General features: G+C 68.5%; 15 protein-coding genes. 6 read left to right on the top strand and 9 right to left on the bottom strand.

Annotated elements, in window-relative coordinates:
• The first annotated feature begins 72 nt into the window (after positions 1-72).
• From EV649_RS10400 to EV649_RS10390, 3 genes are all read left to right on the top strand, one after another.
• Entirely contained in the window at positions 73-1602 is a 1530-nt protein-coding gene (locus EV649_RS10400; RefSeq protein ID WP_198682383.1) for an amino acid permease, read from the top strand.
• 232 nt (positions 1603-1834) lie between these two features.
• Entirely contained in the window at positions 1835-4591 is a 2757-nt protein-coding gene (locus tag EV649_RS10395) for a LuxR family transcriptional regulator (protein WP_130382827.1), read from the top strand.
• A gap of 20 nt (positions 4592-4611) precedes the next feature.
• Entirely contained in the window at positions 4612-4842 is a 231-nt protein-coding gene (locus EV649_RS10390; RefSeq protein WP_130382825.1) for a hypothetical protein, read from the top strand.
• On the opposite strand, the gene EV649_RS10385 is transcribed toward EV649_RS10390, so the two are convergent.
• On the bottom strand, positions 4814-5608 hold the full coding sequence (locus tag EV649_RS10385; protein ID WP_130382823.1) for an AraC family transcriptional regulator: 795 nt from the start codon (positions 5606-5608) through the stop codon (positions 4814-4816). The two genes, EV649_RS10390 and EV649_RS10385, sit on opposite strands and share 29 nt — an antisense overlap.
• 23 nt (positions 5609-5631) lie before the next feature.
• Here EV649_RS10385 and EV649_RS10380 point away from each other — a divergent pair, with 23 nt between their 5' ends.
• On the top strand, positions 5632-6459 hold the full coding sequence (locus tag EV649_RS10380; RefSeq protein WP_130382821.1) for a M55 family metallopeptidase: 828 nt from the start codon (positions 5632-5634) through the stop codon (positions 6457-6459).
• Positions 6460-6513: 54 nt separating this feature from the next.
• A complete protein-coding gene (locus tag EV649_RS10375) occupies positions 6514-6927 on the top strand; it encodes a DUF2000 domain-containing protein (RefSeq protein ID WP_130382819.1) in 414 nt (137 codons plus the stop codon).
• Here the strand turns inward: EV649_RS10375 and EV649_RS10370 are convergent.
• The 5 genes from EV649_RS10370 to sdhC all read right to left on the bottom strand — a co-directional run bounded on the left by EV649_RS10370 (position 6924) and on the right by sdhC (position 11463).
• On the bottom strand, positions 6924-8084 hold the full coding sequence (locus EV649_RS10370; RefSeq protein WP_130382817.1) for a sialidase family protein: 1161 nt from the start codon (positions 8082-8084) through the stop codon (positions 6924-6926). The genes EV649_RS10375 and EV649_RS10370 overlap by 4 nt on opposite strands.
• Positions 8085-8162: 78 nt before the next feature.
• Positions 8163-8867, bottom strand: coding sequence for a succinate dehydrogenase iron-sulfur subunit (locus tag EV649_RS10365; RefSeq protein ID WP_130382815.1), 705 nt, complete (start codon positions 8865-8867; stop codon positions 8163-8165).
• Complete coding sequence (gene sdhA, locus EV649_RS10360) at positions 8867-10609, bottom strand: succinate dehydrogenase flavoprotein subunit (RefSeq protein ID WP_130382813.1); 1743 nt, start codon at positions 10607-10609, stop codon at positions 8867-8869. The genes EV649_RS10365 and sdhA overlap by 1 nt, the downstream gene beginning before the upstream one ends.
• A 7-nt stretch (positions 10610-10616) precedes the next feature.
• Entirely contained in the window at positions 10617-11084 is a 468-nt protein-coding gene (locus EV649_RS10355; protein WP_130382811.1) for a succinate dehydrogenase hydrophobic membrane anchor subunit, read from the bottom strand.
• A gap of 1 nt (position 11085) precedes the next feature.
• A complete protein-coding gene (gene sdhC, locus EV649_RS10350; protein WP_130382809.1) occupies positions 11086-11463 on the bottom strand; it encodes a succinate dehydrogenase, cytochrome b556 subunit in 378 nt (125 codons plus the stop codon).
• A 226-nt stretch (positions 11464-11689) separates the two neighbouring features.
• Here sdhC and EV649_RS10345 point away from each other — a divergent pair, with 226 nt between their 5' ends.
• Complete coding sequence (locus tag EV649_RS10345; RefSeq protein ID WP_130382807.1) at positions 11690-12505, top strand: MBL fold metallo-hydrolase; 816 nt, start codon at positions 11690-11692, stop codon at positions 12503-12505.
• Positions 12506-12593: 88 nt separating this feature from the next.
• On the opposite strand, the gene EV649_RS10340 is transcribed toward EV649_RS10345, so the two are convergent.
• From EV649_RS10340 to EV649_RS10330, 3 genes are all read right to left on the bottom strand, one after another.
• Complete coding sequence (locus EV649_RS10340) at positions 12594-13793, bottom strand: glycosyltransferase (protein WP_130382805.1); 1200 nt, start codon at positions 13791-13793, stop codon at positions 12594-12596.
• Positions 13790-14932, bottom strand: coding sequence for a glycosyltransferase family 1 protein (locus EV649_RS10335; protein WP_241997954.1), 1143 nt, complete (start codon positions 14930-14932; stop codon positions 13790-13792). Before EV649_RS10335 ends, EV649_RS10340 begins: the two co-directional genes overlap by 4 nt.
• Positions 14933-15037: 105 nt before the next feature.
• Positions 15038-18133: a M14 family metallopeptidase gene (locus EV649_RS10330; RefSeq protein WP_130382803.1), complete on the bottom strand. Its 3096-nt coding sequence runs from the start codon at positions 18131-18133 to the stop codon at positions 15038-15040.
• Between the last annotated feature and the right edge of the window lie 102 nt (positions 18134-18235).

Raw genomic sequence — 18235 nt, 5'->3', positions numbered from 1 at the left:
CCTCAATTACCTAAAGGTCTGGGGGGAGACCATTGAGGCGCTGTGTTCAGGTCCTGTCTTGGAGGCCCCGCAATGAGCAATGACGAGTCCGCCGCCCCGATGACCGACGACGAGAAACGCCTGCATCAGTTGGGTTATGCCCAGGAGCTGTCCCGGACGATGTCCGGGTTCTCGAACTTCGCGGTGTCCTTCACCATCATCTCGATCCTGTCCGGCTGCCTGACCCTGTACGGGTTCGGGATGAACACCGGCGGCCCGGTGATGATCGTCTGGGGCTGGCCGATCGTCGGCCTGATGACGTTGTTCGTCGGCCTCGCGATGGCGGAGGTCTGCTCGAGCTTCCCGACCGCCGGCGGGCTGTACTACTGGTCCGCCAAACTCGCCCGGTCCAACGGCGCGGCCTGGTCCTGGTTCACCGGCTGGTTCAACTTCCTCGGCCAGGTCGCGGTGACCGCCGGGATCGACTTCGGTGCGGCGTTCTTCCTGAACGCCTTCCTCGACCTGCAGTTCGGCTTCAGTACGACGCCCGGCCACACGATCCTGCTCTTCGGCATCATCCTGCTGGTGCACGGGCTGCTGAACTCGTTCGGCGTGAAGCTGGTCGCCAGGCTCAACGACATCAGCGTGTGGTGGCACATCGTCGGCGTCGTCTTCATCGTCGGCGCGCTCGTGTTCGTGCCGGACAAGCACCAGTCGGCGGGCTTCGTGTTCGGGCACTTCGTCAACAACACCGGCTGGGGCTCCACCTTCTACGTCGCCCTGCTCGGGCTGCTGCTCGCGCAGTACACCTTCACCGGGTACGACGCTTCCGCGCACATGACCGAGGAGACGCACGACGCGGCCCGCTCGGGTCCGCGCGGGATCGTTATGTCGATCCTGGTCTCGCTGGCGGCCGGATGGGTGCTGCTGATCGGTCTGACCTTCGCGATCCAGAGCTACGACGGCGCCCTCGAGGGCGAGATCGGCGTACCGCCGGCCCAGATCTTCATCGACGCGGTCGGTGCGGGGCTGGCCAAGGTCCTGCTGCTGGTGGTGATCGGCGCGCAGCTGTTCTGCGGGATGTCGTCGGTGACCGCGAACTCGCGGATGATCTACGCGTTCTCCCGTGACGGAGCGCTGCCGGGGTCGAAGTTCTGGCACAAGATCAACGGCAAGACGAGGACGCCGACGAACGCGATCTGGCTGGCGGCCGGCGGGGCGTTCCTCCTCGGTCTGCCGTACCTCTGGAACGCGACGGCGTACGCCGCTGTCACGTCGATCGCGGTGATCGGCCTGTACATCGCGTACGTGCTGCCCACCCTGCTGCGACTGCTGCAGGGCAAGGACTTCCAGCCCGGCCCGTGGCACCTCGGCCGCTGGAGCCGCCCGATCGGCATCATCGCGATCGTCTGGGTCGGCTTCATCACGATCCTCTTCATGCTGCCGCAGGTCAGCCCCGTCACTGGTAGCACCTTCAACTACACGCCGATCGCCGTACTCGTGGTGCTCGGCTTCGCAGCGGCGTACTGGTTCCTCTCCGCCCGCCGCTGGTTCACCGGCCCCAAGGTCCAAGGCACAGAGGAAGAACTAGCCGCCATCGAACGCGACCTCGAATCCATCTGACCCCTCTTTGAGCCCCCCTCAACCGTTTTCGTCACCGCGAAACGGTTGAGGGGGGCTCAAAGTCGTCGAAAGACCATCCGGTGCCCCGGCACGATCGTGCCGCCGCGACTGCTCGGAACTGTGCAGTAATGGGTGTCAGGATGGTGGCCAGCAAATTTCCTCATGTGACACTCGTCGTGTCGAACGGTCAATGACTGTGATAATCGGCGAGGGTAATCCTTCGAGGAGTTGGATGACTGACGACGAGCTGGTCGGGCGTGCCGGACTGGTCGAGCGTGCAACCAAGCAGCTCGAGACCAGCGGCAGCGTGCTGCTCTACGGCCCGACCGGCATCGGCAAGTCGGCTCTCGGCCGGGCGCTCGTCGCGGAGCGTGGCCGGAAGGGCTGCCGGATCCTCAGCGCGGCCCCGTCCAACTCCGAGGCCGGCCTGCCGTACGTCACGCTCCTCGATCTGCTCTCCAACCAGCTCGAATTCGCCTGGCAGGTGCTGCCGGACCACCTCCGGCAGCCGCTCGAGGTCGCGCTGCTGAAGGCGAGCGCCCCGGATACGGTGCGTGACGAGCTGGCTGTGCGCCTCGCCGTACTGCACGTCCTCCGCCGCCTCGCCACGACCGGGCCGGTGCTGATCGTTGTCGACGACATCCAATGGGTGGATCCGTCCAGCCTCGAGGTGCTCACGTTCTGCGCCCGTCGGCTCTCCGAGGGCGTGCACCTGCTCGCCACCGAGCAGGTAGCCGACGGCGATCTGCCGGTGATGGCCGACGCCTGCCCCGAGCCCGTCCTGCAGCTCGAGGTCCCGCCGCTCACGGAGCCCGACGTACTCGGCCTGCTCCGGCAGCGCCTGTCCAGCCCGCTCCCGGTCCGTACGGCGCGCCGCATCTTCACCGCGAGTGCCGGCAACCCGTTCATGGCCCTCGAGCTCGGTCGCGCCGTACTGCGGCATCCGAAGAGCGTCTCGCCCAATGACCCGCTCCCGGTCTCGAGCCGCCTCAAGACCCTGCTCGGCGAGCGTCTCGGCGACCTGTCCACCGAGACCCACGAGCTGCTCCTGCACGCCGCGTCCTCGCCGCGCCCGACCACCACGCAGCTCGCCCGCTCCCTCGACCGCCCGATCGACGTCGACCTCGCCGAGGCGGAGACCCTCGGCCTGATCGACGTCTCCGCCGAACGGCTCCGCTTCACGCACCCCCTGCTGAGGGAGTTTGTGTACGCCGAAGCCACGTCGGCCGCCCGTCGTCAGGCCCACGCCAAACTCGCCGCCGTGGTCGACGAACCGGTCGAGAACGCGACCCACCGGGCCCTCGCCACCCAGGAGGCTGATCCGGAGCTGGCCGCGACGATCGAGGAGGCCGCCACGGTGGCCGCCGGCCGTGGAGCTCCTGGCGCTGCGGCGAACCTGTGGCGGCTGAGCGCGGACCGGACACCGAGCACCCAGCCGGACGAACGCGCCCGCCGCCTCACCAGGGCCGCCGACGACGCCGCGGCCGCTGGACACCTGGCGGAGTCGGCCGACATGGCGCGACTCGCCGTACAGGCAGCGACGACGCCTGAGACCAGGGTGCCCGCGCTGCTGCTGTGTGCCGACGCGGTCTGGCCGGAGCGGGATCGCCGGGTCGAGTTGCTCGCGGAGGCGTTCGCCGCGGCCGAAGGCAACAAGCGGTTCGAGGCGCGGGTGCGGATCGAGCGCAGCCACAGCCACTACTTCGATCGCAGCTTGGACGACGCGCAGGAGGATGCGCGGATCGCCGAGGCGCTGGCGCGTGAGGCCGGCGACACCGAGGCGATCGTCGACGCCCTGAGCGCGTCGAGTTCGGTGCTGATGGCCCGCGACGCCGAGGAGACCTCGGACGCCGTGCTGGAGCAGGCGGCCGAGCTGGCCAAGGGCCTGCCGCTCACCAGGACCGTGGTGAACGCCCGCCAGATGGCTGCGATGCGCGAGCTGTTCCGCGGCCGGACCAACGAGGCGATCACCGCGATCACCGCGTTGGCCGACGAGGTCCGCGACCACGGCGCGATGCGCTGGCTGGCGTCCGTACTGATCTCCGCGACGGCGATCTACGAGCGCAGCGGCCGCGGCGCCGACGCGCTGGCCGCCGGGCACGAGTGCTACCAGTTGATGCAGGACATCGGTGACGAGGCCGAGGTCGGCATGGTCATCGCCAGTCGCGCGGAGTGGGTCGGCGGTTCGGCGGCCATGGGCCGGCAGCTCGCCGAGGCCGCGCTCGACGCGGTCCACCTGGTCGGGAACGACGAATGGACCGGCCCGGCGCTGGTCAGCCTAGGGCTGATCGGCGTACTGACCGGTGATCCGCAGCGGGCTGTCGAGGCGTTCGACGCGATCGCGGGGTCGGGCGAGGCCGCGATGCCGTACGACCCGGCCGTGATTCCGTGGCACGCGGACTACGCCGAGGCCTTGGTCGCGGCCGGCCGGCTGGACGACGCAGCGGCCTTGATCGCCGAGATCCGCGCCCGCGCCGAGAACCTGGACCGGCGCGTGGTGAAGCTCGGCCTGGATCGCGCCGAGGCGCTGCTGGTCGCCAAGCAGGGCGACCCGGCCGCCGCCCTGGAGCTGCTGGAGAAGACGGTCAGTACGGCGGGGGACCGGGTCTACCCGCTCGATCTCGCGCGCTGCGAGCTGACCCGCGGCCGGATCGCCCGGCAGGCCCGTCGCCGGTCGGTCGCGCGGACCGCGTTCCTGGACGCGATCGAGCAGTTCGAGGCGTACGGCGCGCCCGCCTGGCGCGAGGTCGCGGAGATGGAGCTCGCGCGCCTCGACGTACCGAGCCGGAGCCGGCAGCCGTCGGAGCTGACCGACAACGAGCAGCAGATCGTCTCGATGGTCCGCGACGGCTCTACCAACCGCGAGATCGCCGCGGCGTTGTACCTGTCGGTGAAGGCCGTGGAGTCGCAGCTGACCCGCCTGTACCGGCGCTTCGGAGTGGCCAACCGGACCCAGCTGCTCCGCATGGTCGACCGGCCCAATTCTTGAGCCTGGGTCAGAATGGCTGAGTGAAGCTCGAACGGAAGCACGCACTCGTCCTGCTGGCCATCGCCGCGTGGAACGTCATCACCTACCTGCGCTTCATCAAGGCGCTCGTGGACACCGAGGACCGCCCGACCGGGTACTACGTCGCGCACACCGTCCTGATCATCGTGAACCTGCTGATCGCGGCGCTGCTCGGCACCTGGGGAGTCCGCGCGTACAAGGCGTCTAAGGCCACACAAAACTCGCCGGTGTGACCCCGAGCAGTTTCCGGAAGTGCCGGTTGAGGTGCGACTGGTCGTAGAACCCGGCCAGCGTCGCCACCTGCGCGGCCGGATGCCCGTCGAGCAGGTACCGGCGGGCCAGATCGACGCGCCGACCGGTCAGGTACCGGTGTGGCGGCATCCCGTACTCCCGGCTGAACGCCCGTACCAGATGTGCCGGATGCGCATGGACCAGCTTCGACGCATCCTCCAGCGTGATCCCGTCAGGCACATGCGCGTCGAGCAGATCGCGCAACTGCGCGGCCACGCCCGCGTCCGACCGGTCCGGTGGATCGATCACCTGCCGCCGCAGGTGCTGCCCGAGACGCTCCTCGATCAGCGTCAGCCGGCTCTGGGCCTCCAGGTCCTCCACACCGTCTTCCAGTACGCCGTGCAGCTGGTGGATCCGGTGCCGCAGCAGCGGGTCGACGTACTCGGGCTGGTCGACCGCCGCGCCGATCAGGTTCGTGCCGCCGAGCCGGTCGGGTTCGAGGTAGAGGACCCGCTTGCGGAAGCCCTGCGGCAGCACCGAGCGGCCGTCGTGGGGGACATGCGGCGGGAGGAGCGAGACCTGCGCCTGCGCGAGCCCGTGCTCGTGGCGGTCCAGGTCGTAGCGGACCGCGCCCTCGTCGACGATCAGCACCGTCCACGCGTCGTGCGTGTGGCTCGGGTACGCGTGCGACGGGAAGTGCGCATGCAGCACCTCGACGACCCCGGTCAGCCGAGGCCGCCACGCCCGTACCGTGGCGCCGCTGCTCATGGTTAGAACATACGCTGCTGCGTGTGAAGGTCTACGTGAGTGCGGATATGGAAGGCGTCACCGGGCTCGTCGACGCGGAGGACGTGCAGCCGCCGGGACGGGACTACGAGCGCGGCCGGGTGCTGATGACCGAGGACGTGAACGCCGCCGTCCGCGGTGCGTACGCCGCCGGCGCGACCGAGGTCCTGGTGAACGACGCCCACGGCCCGATGCGCAACCTGCTGCCCGACCTCCTCGACCCGCGCGCCGGCCTGATCAAGGGCCGCCCGAAGCCGATGGGCATGATGGAGGGCCTGACCCCGGAGTACGACGCCGTACTCTGCGTCGGGTACCACGCCCGCGCCGGCGTGCTCGGCGTCCTGAGCCACAGCTTCATGGGCCACGAGATCGAAGACATCTGGCTGGACGAGCAGCTCACCGGCGAGATCGGCCTGTTCCACGCGGCCTCCGCGGCGTACGGCGTACCGCTCGCGCTCCTGACCGGGGACGACACCGCCTGCGACGAGATGAAGGCCTGGGATCCCGCGGTCGCGACCGTACCGGTCAAGTTCGCCAAGGACCGCTTCGCCGCGCAACTCGTCCCGGTCGCGGAGGCCCGCGAGGCGATCGAAGCGACAACCTCTGAGGCGCTGCGCACCCTCTCCAAACCGGACGCCCCAGCCGGCCCGCGAACCCTCGCCGTCCGCTGGCAGTCCGCCTCCGTCGCGTCCCACCTCACCGCGATCCCCGGCGTAACCCGCCGCGACGACCGCACCGTGACCCTCGACGCCGACATGCTCCAGCTCTACCGAATGTTCAACCTGTTCCTCCGAGTCTGCACAGCAGTCACCTCAAACCCGCCGTACTGCTGAGCCGGTTAAGAACGTACAAGACCGCTGGCGATCCTGGGCGTGAGCATTGGGGTTGTGGAAAAGTTCGATACGAAGATTGCTGTGTTGTTGCGGGACGACCTGGCTGTTTGGCAGCGGTTGAATGTGACCGCGTTTCTGGTCAGTGGGATCGCTGGGACGCATCCTGAGGTGGTCGGCGAGCCGTACGAGGACGCGGACGACGTGCGCTACCTGCCGATGTTCAGGCAGCCGGTGATGGTGTTCGAGGGCTCGAAGGAGTTCATGACGACCGCCCATGAACGCGCGCTGAGCCGGGAGATCGAGCACTCGGTCTTCACCCAGGACCTGTTCGCCACTGGCAACGACCACGACAACCGCGCCGCCGTGAAGGCCGTCCGCACCGCCGAACTCGACCTGGTCGGCATCGCCTTCTACGGCCCGAAGAACGCCGTCGACAAAACCCTCAAGGGCGCCACCAAGCACCACTAGCGAGGGGCGAATTTGGTCCAGGTGGCGCCTTGGTCGGTGCTGAGGACTACCTCGGTGGTGCGGCGTTTCGGGACCTCGGAGCCGTACATGAGTTGTGCGTTGCCGGAGAGGTCGGCCAGGTCGCCGGGGTAGCCGCGGTCCAGTTTGGCGGCGCCGTCGCGGACGCGGTACAGGCGCGGGCGGTCGCCGGGGCGGCCGCCGAGGATGAGCGCGGTGCCGTCGTCGAAGGCGAGCGGCGCGACGGCCAGGCTCTTCGGTGGGTTCGCGACAATCGTCCAGTTCGCGCCGCGGTCGGTCGAGATCTGCATCTTCGAGACGGTCTGGCCGGCGGCGCCGATGGTGACCGCGGTAGACAGCAGCGTGCGGCCGTCGGGGCTGATCGCGAGCCGGCCGAGCTGGTTGTGGCTGTCGAGTGAGCGCGAGCCCCAGGTGCGGCCGCCGTCGTCGGTCCAGACGATGTCGGTGCGGCCGATCCCGGTCAGCATCCAGCAGCGGCCGGACTCGTCGCAGACCGGGGACCGGGTGCCGCGGGTCCTGAGCATCCGGACCGTCGACTCCTCCGGGTTCACCACGACGATCGAGCCCGGCACGATCCGGTCGGTGAGGATCTCGTTCTTCTGGAACGTCGAGGTCGGCAGCCGGTACTGGAGCTTGGTGAGCACCGGGCCGTCGTACGTCAGCCGGAACATCATCGTCGCGTCACCGGTCAGCGTGCCCTCGAGCGGCGGGGCGACCGCGATCGCCTCCTTGCCGGCCTGCAGGGTCGCGTACGGGACCGGCCACTCGGGGGCGGTGGCGCGGGCGCCGTCGCGGTCGATCACCGCGGCGAACTTGCAGTTCGGGCCGCTGGTGCAGTCGGACCAGCCGGCCGCCCAGCGGTTCCGGGTGACCATCGTGATCGACAGCACCTGGGCGCGCTCGGAGTTCACCACCGCGCTGCCGGACCGCCCCGCGGCGGCCGGCTCGATGGCGATCGGCGGATCGGTCTGCGGGCGGTGGGAGGCCAGGTGCACCACCGCGAGTACGACGGAGGTCGTGGCCGCGAGCACCCCGAGGACGAGGAACGGCGGCATGCTGCGGGGTAGGCCACAGCGCTCCAACAGCTCCACCAGGCGGCGGTAGTAGCGGTCGGACAACTCGCGCAGGCGCGGCTCCACAATCACCCCCCAAGGCGCAGGTGTCCCCGCAAGGGGGTCAGGTCGGCGGTGGAATCTTATGCGAAAGAAGGCGCACGCTCACACTCGACGGAAGATGAGTGCGCGCTTCACTTCCTGGATCGCCTTGGTGACCTCGATGCCGCGTGGGCAGGCGTCGGTGCAGTTGAAGGTGGTCCGGCAGCGCCAGACGCCTTCCTTGTCGTTCAGGATCTCCAGCCGCTGCTCGGTGCCCTCGTCGCGGCTGTCGAAGATGAACCGGTGCGCGCCGACGATCGCCTGCGGGCCGAAGTACTGCCCGTCGGACCAGAACACCGGGCAGGACGTCGTACAGGCGGCGCACAGGATGCACTTCGTGGTGTCGTCGAACCGGTCCCGGTCGGCCTGCGACTGGATCCGCTCCCGGGTGGGCTCGTGGCCGCTGGTGACCAGGAACGGCATCACCGCGCGGTACGCGTCGAAGAACGGCTCCATGTCGACGACCAGGTCCTTGAGCACCGGCAGGCCCTTGATGGGCTCGACGGTGATCTCCTTCTCCGGGTTCAGGTCCTTGATCAGGGTCTTGCAGGCCAGCCGGTTGCGGCCGTTGATCCGCATCGCGTCCGAGCCGCAGACACCGTGCGCGCAGGACCGCCGGAACGTCAGCGTGCCGTCCTGCTCCCACTTGACCTTGTGCAGCGCGTCCAGCACCCGGTCGGTCGGCTGCAGCGTGACGGAGTACGTCTTCCACTCGGCCTCGTCGACGACCTCGGGGTTGTACCGGAGGATCTTGACCTTGACGTCCATCAGTACTTGCGCTCCATCGGCTTGTAGCGGGTCTGCACGACCGGCTTGTAGTCGAGCCGGATCGTCTCGTTGCCGTCGGCATCGACCTCGCGGTACGCCATCGTGTGCCGCATGAAGTTGACGTCGTCACGCTTGTCGTAGTCCTCGCGGAAGTGCCCGCCGCGGGACTCCTTGCGCTCCAGCGCGGACACCACCAGCACCTCGGCCAGGTCGAGCAGGAACCCGAGCTCGACGGCCTCCAGCAGGTCGGTGTTGAACCGCTTGCCCTTGTCCTGGACGCCGACATTGGCGAACCGGAGCTTCAGCGCCTCGATGTCGACGAGCGCCTGCTTCAGCGAGCCCTCGGTGCGGTACACCTGCGCGTTCAGGTCCATCGTCGCCTGCAGGTCGGCCCGGATCGCGGCGATCCGCTCCTCGCCGGTCGAGGTGCGCAGGCCCTCGACGAGCTCGACGACGTACGCCTCCGGATCGGCCGGCAGCTCCTCGAACTGGGCCGTGGCGGCGTACTCCGCGGCGGCGATCCCGGCCCGGCGGCCGAACACGTTGATGTCGAGCAGCGAGTTGGTGCCCAGCCGGTTCGCACCGTGCACCGAGACGCACGCGACCTCGCCGGCGGCGTACAGGCCCGGGATCACGTCCTCGTTGTTGGCCAGCGCCTCGCCCTTGATGTTGGTCGGGATGCCGCCCATCGCGTAGTGCGCGGTCGGGAACACCGGGATCTGCTCGGTGTACGGCTCCACGCCCAGGTAGGTCCGGGCGAACTCGGTGATGTCCGGCAGCTTCGCGTCGATGTGCGCGGGCTCCAGGTGGGTCAGGTCGAGCATCACGTACGCGCCGTCCGGACCGCAGCCGCGGCCCTCACGGACCTCGTTCGCCATCGCGCGGGCGACCATGTCTCGCGGCGCCAGGTCCTTCACGGTCGGCGCGTAGCGCTCCATGAAGCGCTCGTTGTCCTTGTTCCGCAGGATGCCGCCCTCACCACGGGCCGCCTCCGACAGCAGTACGCCGAGACCCGCCAGGCCGGTCGGGTGGAACTGGAAGAACTCCATGTCCTCCAGCGGCAGGCCCTTGCGCCACACGATGCCCATCCCGTCGCCGGTCAGGGTGTGCGCGTTGGACGTCGTACGGAAGACCTTGCCGAAACCGCCGGACGCGAAGATCACCGACTTCGCGGAGAACACGTGCAGCTCGCCGGTGACCAGCTCGTACGCGACCACGCCGCTCGCCTTGCCGTCGGTCATCAGCAGGTCGAGGACGTAGTACTCGTTGAAGAACTCGACGTTCTGCTTGATGCACTGCTGGTACAGGGTCTGCAGGATCATGTGGCCGGTACGGTCGGCCGCGAAGCAGGACCGGCGTACGACGGCCTCACCGTGGTTGCGGGTGTGGCCGCCGAAGAACCGCTGGTCGATCTTGCCCTCGGCGGTCCGGTTGAACGGCAGGCCCATCTTCTCCAGGTCGAGGACCGCGTCGACGGCCTCGCGGCACATCACCTCGGCCGCGTCCTGGTCGACCAGGAAGTCGCCGCCCTTGACCGTGTCGAAGGTGTGCCACTCCCAGTTGTCCTCCTCGACGTTCGCCAGCGCGGCGCACATACCGCCCTGGGCGGCGCCGGTGTGCGAACGGGTCGGGTAGAGCTTGGTGAGTACGGCGGTACGGGTCCGCTTGCTCGACTCGAGGGCGGCCCGCATTCCGGCCCCGCCCGCGCCGACGATGATGACGTCGTACTGATGCTGCTGCATAACTTCCTTACTTGCAGACCGACAACGTGCTGTTGGGGTCGAGGCAGGGGTCGAACGTGAAGATCACCAGGGTGCCCAGTACGACGATCACGATCGAGGCCGTGATCAGCAAGGCCTTGAGCCAGAACCGGGTCTGGTCCTTCTCGGCGTAGTCGTTGATGATCGTGCGCAGCCCGTTGGTGCCGTGCAGCATCGCCAGCCACAGCATCAGCAGGTCCCAGACCTGCCACAGCGGGTTGGCCCACTTGCCGGCCACGAAGCCGAAGTCCAGCGCGGTGATCCCGCCGCCGAGCATCAGGTTCACGAACAGGTGCCCGAGCACCAGGATGACGAGAGCGAGCCCGGACAGCCGCATGAATAGCCAGCTGTACAGCTCGAAGTTGGTCTGCCCGGAACGGTTCCGGCCGCCGCCCTTCAGCTTGCGGGCGCTGGAGCTGGACCGGGGCGCCGCGATCCCAGGAGTGGTTTCTGGCATCTCAGCCTCCGAAGACGTGTGTGAGGTGCCGGATCACGAACGGCACGAACAGCACCACCCAGAGCACGCCGACGCCGATCATCAGCTGCCGCTGGTAGCGCGGGCCCTTGGCCCAGAAGTCCACCAGGATCAGCCGAACGCCGTTGAACGCGTGGAACAGGATCGCCGCCACCAGACCGACCTCGAGCAGACCGACGATCGGGTTCTTGTAGGTGCCGATGACCTCGTTGTAGGCCTCCGGCGACACCCGGACCAGCGCGGTGTCCAGCACGTGCACCAGCAGGAAGAAGAAGATCCCGACACCGGTGATCCGGTGCGCGACCCATGACCACATGCCCTCCCGGCCGCGGTAGAGCGTGCCGGCTGGTTTGCTGGGCAAACCGTCCTCCGATCGAACGTCTCTCGGCCCGGAGAAAACCAAGCCGGTTCGATGCTAGTCCCGCGATCAGCCCCGAAATGTCCTGACAGGTGTGAGATCGGTCGCGTAGTGGCCCATCGAGCAGGCCCCGCAGTGGCCCTCGACGATGAGCCTCCGATGCACTTGACTTCAACTGCGCTTGAACGCTTTGGCTGACGGCACATCAGAATCGAAGGGGAGAACTACAGTGAGTTTCTGGATCTGTGCGACCTGTGCGGTGGAGCACGCGGAGCAGGTCGAGGTGTGCGTGATCTGCGCCGACGAGCGGCAGTGGGTGCCCGCCGACGGACAGCACTGGACCACGCTCGAGGAGCTGGCCGCGGCCGGCACCGAGGTCACCATCGACGAGGTGGAGCCGGGCCTGTACGGCGTCCGCTCGAAGCCGCCGGTGGGGATCGGGCAGCAGTCGATGCTGCTGACAACCTCCGAGGGCAACCTGCTCTGGGACCCGATCGGGTACCTGGACGACGACGCCGTACGCCGGATCCGGGAGCTCGGCGACGTGGTCGCGATCATCGCCAGCCACCCGCACATGTACGGCGTCCAGGTCGAATGGAGCCACCGCCTGGGCGACGTACCGGTGTACGTCTCGGAGGCCGACAAGGAGTGGGTCGCGCGCCCGGACGCGGTGATCGAGACCTGGTCCGGGCAACTCACGCCGCTACCCGGAGTGACCGTCATCCAGCCCGGCGGCCACTTCCCCGGCAGCGCGGTCGTGCACTGGGCGAACGGTGCCGACGGCAAGGGAGTCGTCCTGTCCGGCGACACCATCTTCGCCAACCCCGACCGCACCTCGGTCAGCTTCATGCGCAGCTACCCGAACCGCATCCCACTCTCCGGCGCCGTCGTCGACCGGGTAGCCCGCTCCCTCGACCCCTTCGACTACGACCGCCTCTACAACAACTTCGGTTCAGTCATCCCGGTAGACGCCAAAGCCGTAGTACGCCGCTCCGCCGACCGCCACGCCGCCTGGACCCGAGGCGACTACGACCACCTGACCTAGACCATCACTCTCCCCAAACCAGTTCGGGGAGCATCTCCTACCCAATTCGGGCTGCAGACCGCCCCGAACTGGTTTGGGGCGGTCTGCGTCAGGCGGCGATCCGCGTCTGGGTGAGGCGGGTGTGGAGGGCGAGCATGTGGTCGACGCAGGTTTGCCAGTTGTAGAGCTCGGCGCGGTGGCGGGCGGCGGGGCGGCGGTGGGGGAGGTTGGCCAGGGCGAGGGTGGCGTCGGCTAGGGCTGCGGGGTTGGCGGGGGCCCAGCGGCCGCAGGTTTCGTTGACGAGTTCGCGGGCGCCGCCGGTGTTCGCGGTGACTACCGGGGTGCCGGCGGCGAGGGCTTCGAGGACGGCCAGGCCGAAGGTTTCGCCGGGGCAGACGGACAGGGCGATGTCGGCCTCGGCGAGGTGTTTGGCGAGGGTACGGCGGCCGTCGACGTACCCGTGGAAGGTGACGGGCGCGTCCCCGGCGATCTCGATCAGCTCGTCGAGGTGCGGGCCGGTGCCGTAGACATCCATCCGCACGTTCACGCCGCGGCGGTGCAGTTCGGCGGCGGTCGCGACCGCGAGATGCGGGCTCTTCTCGCGGGAGAGCCGGCCGGCGTGCACCAGCTTGAGTACGCCGTCATCGGCCGGTTCACCCAGCGACGGGTGGAACGTGTCGAGGTCGACCCCGAGCGGGATCCGAACGAGTGGGGTCGTCACCTCGTCGAACTCGGCTGCCGCGTAGCGCGAGGTCACGACAACAGCGTCGTACGTGCGGCCGAGGATCATGTACAGCGCGGCGACGGTGGCGACCATGCCGAGCTGGCTGTACTTCACCCCGTCGGCGCCCCACTTCACCGGACGCTCGCCGAGCATCCGGCCGGGACGCAGTACGTCGTTGCCGCCGAGCTGACCGGGGCGGGCCGCGCCGAGCGCCAGCATCGCGTCCAGGCGCTCGTGGCTGAACAGCACCGTGCCGATGTCGTTCTTGCGGGCCCAGCGGGCCACCGGGAGCAGCGTCGACTTGTCGGAGATCTCGACCGTGGTCGGACGGAACCGCTTGAGTACGTCGATCACGGTCCACGGCGTCGTGATGAGTCGGTAGCCGCCGCTCACCTTCGGCGCCTTGACCCGCACGATCGTGCCGAGCTCGGTCTCGACCACGGAGTCCTTCTCGCCCGGCGTGATCACGATCCGCTCGGCGCCGGCCTCGACGTACCCCTGGCCGATGTGCTCGATCGCGGTCCGCATCCCACCGGACGTCGGCCCGACGAAGTTGGCCAGCTGAGCGATCCGCAATGAGCTCATGCGACCCGCCGTACCGCGGCAGCGTCGCGGAGTACTTCGGCGTAGTGGCGGTCGACGAGGTCGTCGACGACGGCCTGCCAGGTGCGGGACTGCACGCGCTGCAGGCCGCTCGCGGCCATCCGTCCGCGGGCCGTCGGGTGGTCCAGCAGGGTTTTCACCGCGTCCCGCAGCGACCTGGGTTGGCCGGGCTCGAACAGCAGCCCGTTCTCGCCCGGGTGGATCAGATCGAGCGGGCCGCCCGCGGCCGGGCCGACGGTCGCGACGCCGGAGGCCTGCGCCTCCTGGATCGTCTGGCAGAACGTCTCGTGCTCACCGGTGTGTACGAACACGTCCAGCCCGGCGAAGATCGACGCCAGGTCGGCGCCCCGGCGCATCCCGAGGAAGGTTGCCGTCGGCAACGCGTGCTCCAGGGCGGCCCGGTCCGGACCGTCGCCGACGATCACGATCCGGCAGCCCAGGTCGGTCAGCTCCGCGAGCCGACGTACCTTCTTCTCGGCCGCCAGCCGGCCGACGTACCCGACGATCGGCCGTCCGTCTGGGGAGATCTGCCGGCGCCAGTCATCGTCGCGGTGCTTGGGATCGAACAGGTCCAGGTTCACGCCGCGGCCCCACAGGTGCACCCGCGGTACGCCGCCTTGCACGAGCGCGTCGACGGAGGCGGATGAGGGCGCGAGCGTCCGGTCGGCGCGCGAGTGCGTACGCCGTACCCAGCGCCAGATCCCGCGGTCCGCGGCGGCGTACCAGGGGTATTGGCGAGCGAAGCCGGCGATGTCGGTCTGGAAGATCGCGACCGTCGGTACGCCGAGCTTGCGGGCGGCACGCAGCCCGTACGCGCCGATGATGAACGGTGAGGCGAGATGCACCAGGTCGGGCCGGAACTCGGCCATCGCCCGCTCGATCGACGGATCCGGCAGGCCGACCGGGTACTCCTTGTAGCCCGGCGTACGGAAGCTCCGCGCCCGGAGCACCGGGACGTCACCGTAGTTGTCGGGACCCGGTCCGGGGGCGATGATCAGCAGCTCGTGCCCGCGGGCACGCAGCCGGTCGGCGACGTGGCGAGCCGTGTTCGCCACGCCATTGATCTGCGGCAGGAAGGTCTCGGCAACCATCACGATTCGCACATCTCGAAGGTTCCTCACCGACCATGAACCCTGGGCGACACTCTCGTGACACGGCGTCGATGCCCTGTCGAACAGGTTGGCGCCGGCCACCCCGGTCGCTGGACCGGGGTGGCCGGCGGTCGGCTACGGCGTGCTGAGCAGGTGAATCATCGACCGGCGGATCAGGTCGTTGCGCATCGCCTGCGTGGTCAGGCCTTCGGCGCCGAATCCGACGTACACGGTGTCGCTGGTCGTGACGCCGGCTCCTTCGAGGAAGGCGGTGGTGGTGCGGATCCAGTCGTTCGGGTTCGCCGCCGAACCAGGTGGCGGACCGGCCACGGTCCAACCGCCGAAGTCGGTCTCGAACGACGTCTGTACGGTCGTGCCGGCCGTGACTGTGGTGTCGTCGACGAAGACACCGAGGCCTTGGGTGCCCCAGTCACTGACGTAGCTGATCGAGAGTTCCACCTGCTTCCCGGCGTACGGCGCGAGATCGACCTTCCAGTCCTGCCAGCCCGCGCTGGAACCGGTTGCCGCATACCAGCCTCCGGTGGTGCCGCCCGGTGAACAGTCGATGCCCTGGTAGTGCCCGAGCTGCGGATGCAGATCCACCCAACCGGCCGGGCAGCTCGCGCCGGTGTCCTGCGACGTGTGGCCGTTCAGGTCCGGCAGGGTCGTCCAGTCGTCCTGGCCGACGGTGTGGGCCTCGACGAAGACGTAGTCCCAGTCCGCCTCGGTGTCGTAGGAGATCTTGAACGACAGAGACGGCAGGGAACCGGCCGTCACACCGTTCAGGTCCACCGTGCGGGCCAGCCGTTTGTAGCTGATGTCGCCACGCTGGCTGTACACGTATTGCGAGCCCGTGACCGGTTCGAACGGTGCAGAGCCAGGCCGATCCCACTTCAGTGGCGCCGAGCTGGCGAACTGCGGGAACTGTGCCGTCGGCAACACACTCGACGTCAGCACGAACGCCGCAGTGTGGTCCTGGTTGTTCGCCGAGTCGCCGCCGTTGAGAGTTCCGGCGTACCCGTCGAAGGCGCCGGACACTCCTCGGATCGGGAACGGGTCCCCGTTGGCGTCGCTACCGCTGTTGTCGACGTAGCTGTAGGCACCGAGCCAGTACTGCTCGAAGTCGTTGAACAGTGGGAGACACGGGTACGTGTCAGGCGTGGTGCACTCGCCCTGTTGCTCCTCGAACGGGTTGTAGTCGTAGACGCCGTCCTGACCGCTCGCGTAGCTGGCGTACTTTCCTGTGTGGAGGAGCTTTCCGCCCTCGTTGAGGTAGTCGCGGACGGACAACTCGAGGTCGAGAGCCAGTTCGGCCGCCGTACCGCCGACCTGGCCGACTTCCCGCGGGATGATGTCGTCGCCGGTCTCCCACACGACGGCCTTGTAGTGCGAGAGAACGCCGAGGTGGTGCGGCGCGGTCCGGCTGTTCGCGTCCACGTCGTACACGTCCGAGGTGTACCCGGCCGCGGTGAGCGCAGCGGCGTACTTATCGGTGTACTTCGCGCTGGTGACGCCCTGGACCGGGCTGAGGCCGGTGACATCCTCAGCAGCCAGGATGAGGACCTGCCCGCCGATGTCGGTGGCGACCTTGTAGGTGAAGTGATCGCTGCTGACCGCTCCGGTCCCCACCTTGCTGCCGGTGAACCACACCTCGACCGAGTCACCAGGCTTGGTACGGCGGACGGTCCCGCGGAACTCGGCGTAGTAGTGGTCGTCGGAGTTGCCGTACCGCTCGCCGCCCTGCCACTCCGACACCTTGTCGTCGATGGTGTCGCCGCCGTTGATGCGGTAGTTGATCCGCAGGTTCTTCAACGCCCGCTTGGCCGTGACCGCGACCGGCTGGGTGGTGCCGTACGAGACCGTGAACGGGTCGGCGACCAGATCGGCGGCCTTCTGGCCGACCACGGAGACCGGGTCGTCGGGGTCCTGGGCGGACTTCGCGACCGACAGCGCGAACGGGATGTTCTTGGCGAACTCGGCCTGGATCAGGCCCTCGTCGTCGGGGAACGTGAAGACGCTGACGCAGTCCGTGGGCAGCCATTCGTCGTTGGGATCGACGGCCGACGCGGTCTGGCAGGTCGACATCTCCGGCGTGAACGCCAGGGTGCCGTACTTGTTCGTCGCGTGCCCGTCGGTCTCGCCGTTGGTGGTGTAGAGCTCGGCGGAGATGTCCGGGTCGTAGCCGGGGATGGCCGGGTTCGCGTCGTCGCCGGCCATCGCCGCGGAGATGATGTCGTCCGGCGAGGGCGTGCTGACCTGCCAGCCGACGCCGTACAGAATGAGCTGCGCGGCCGAGTGGTAGTTGATCAGCTCGGTGAAGCGGATCCTGTTGAACAGTCCGTCGAGGGCCTTGGTCTCCGGCTCTGAGTTCGGGCCGGTGCCGCGGTAGGTGTCGCTGATCGGATCGGGCGACGAGCCCTCGTTGTCGTAACCCCACTTGGTCGCGAGGTTGCGGTTCAGGTCGATGCCGTCGCCGGGGGCGATGGTCCCGTCGCCGTTGTTGTCGCGCAGGTTCTTCCGCCACAGCCGGTCCCCGGTGAACGTGTAGTCGTAGCCGTCAGGGTTGGCCACCGGCAGGAACCACAGCTCGGTCGTGTTGAGCAGGTTGGTGATCTCGGCGTTGCTGCCGTAGTTGTCGAGGACGTGGTGCAGCAGTCGGCGAACCATCTCGGGGGTGATCCACTCGCGTGCGTGCTGGGCGCCCATGTACAGCACCGATCGGCGCGCGCCGTCCGTCAACGAGCGGGCGTCCTTGGTCACCTTGACGGCTCGGATGGGTTTGCCCTGGACCGTCGTACCGACGGTGACCAGCTTGGCCAGCCCCGGATGCGCGGCCGCCGTCTGGCTCAGCTCCTCGGCGAGTCCGCCGGCGCCGCTGTACGGGCGGAACACCGTGCCGGCCGCGGCGAGCCGGGCGGCCTCGTCGGAGGCGTCCCGGCCCTTCACCTTCTTGACCTTCAGGTCGACGCCGTCGGAGCGGAGCTTGTCGGCCTGCCGGTCGGTGATGACGACCTCGACCTTGGCTTTGCCGTCGGCGGTCCGGCCGGTGGTCAGGCCCTCGCGATCCACGCCGATGTCCGCCAGCTTCTGCAGCTGTTGCGGATTCAGCTCGCCGACGTAGACCTCCAGGCCGTCACCCCCTGGCCCTGGTGCTGCGGTCGCTGCCGGCCCTGCGGCCAGTGCCCCCGCTACGACGGCTAGTACTGCGATGAGAACAGGAGATCTACGCATGTCGCCCCTCCCCGGTCGACGGTGCATACTGTGTCGCAGCCTCCTGTGACCCAGGTCACAAGTCAACAGCCCATGGTCCGCGATCACCTGGCGTGCTCGATC

The sequence above is a fragment of the Kribbella sp. VKM Ac-2569 genome (genome assembly GCF_004216905.1).
Lineage (GTDB): Bacteria > Actinomycetota > Actinomycetes > Propionibacteriales > Kribbellaceae > Kribbella.
The sequence above is the reverse complement of the archived record's forward strand: the minus strand, read 5'-3'. Positions and strand labels throughout refer to the sequence as shown.

Bases quoted from the DNA above. Each gene is read 5' to 3' on its own strand.
- EV649_RS10400 (WP_198682383.1), top strand. From the start codon at position 73: ATGAGCAATGACGAGTCCGCCGCCCCGATGACCGACGACGAGAAACGC.
- EV649_RS10395 (WP_130382827.1), top strand. From the start codon at position 1,835: ATGACTGACGACGAGCTGGTCGGGCGTGCCGGACTGGTCGAGCGTGCA.
- EV649_RS10385 (WP_130382823.1), bottom strand. From the start codon at position 5,608: ATGAGCAGCGGCGCCACGGTACGGGCGTGGCGGCCTCGGCTGACCGGG.
- EV649_RS10365 (WP_130382815.1), bottom strand. From the start codon at position 8,867: ATGGACGTCAAGGTCAAGATCCTCCGGTACAACCCCGAGGTCGTCGAC.
- sdhA (WP_130382813.1), bottom strand. From the start codon at position 10,609: ATGCAGCAGCATCAGTACGACGTCATCATCGTCGGCGCGGGCGGGGCC.
- EV649_RS10355 (WP_130382811.1), bottom strand. From the start codon at position 11,084: ATGCCAGAAACCACTCCTGGGATCGCGGCGCCCCGGTCCAGCTCCAGC.
- EV649_RS10340 (WP_130382805.1), bottom strand. From the start codon at position 13,793: ATGAGCTCATTGCGGATCGCTCAGCTGGCCAACTTCGTCGGGCCGACG.
- EV649_RS10330 (WP_130382803.1), bottom strand. From the start codon at position 18,133: ATGCGTAGATCTCCTGTTCTCATCGCAGTACTAGCCGTCGTAGCGGGG.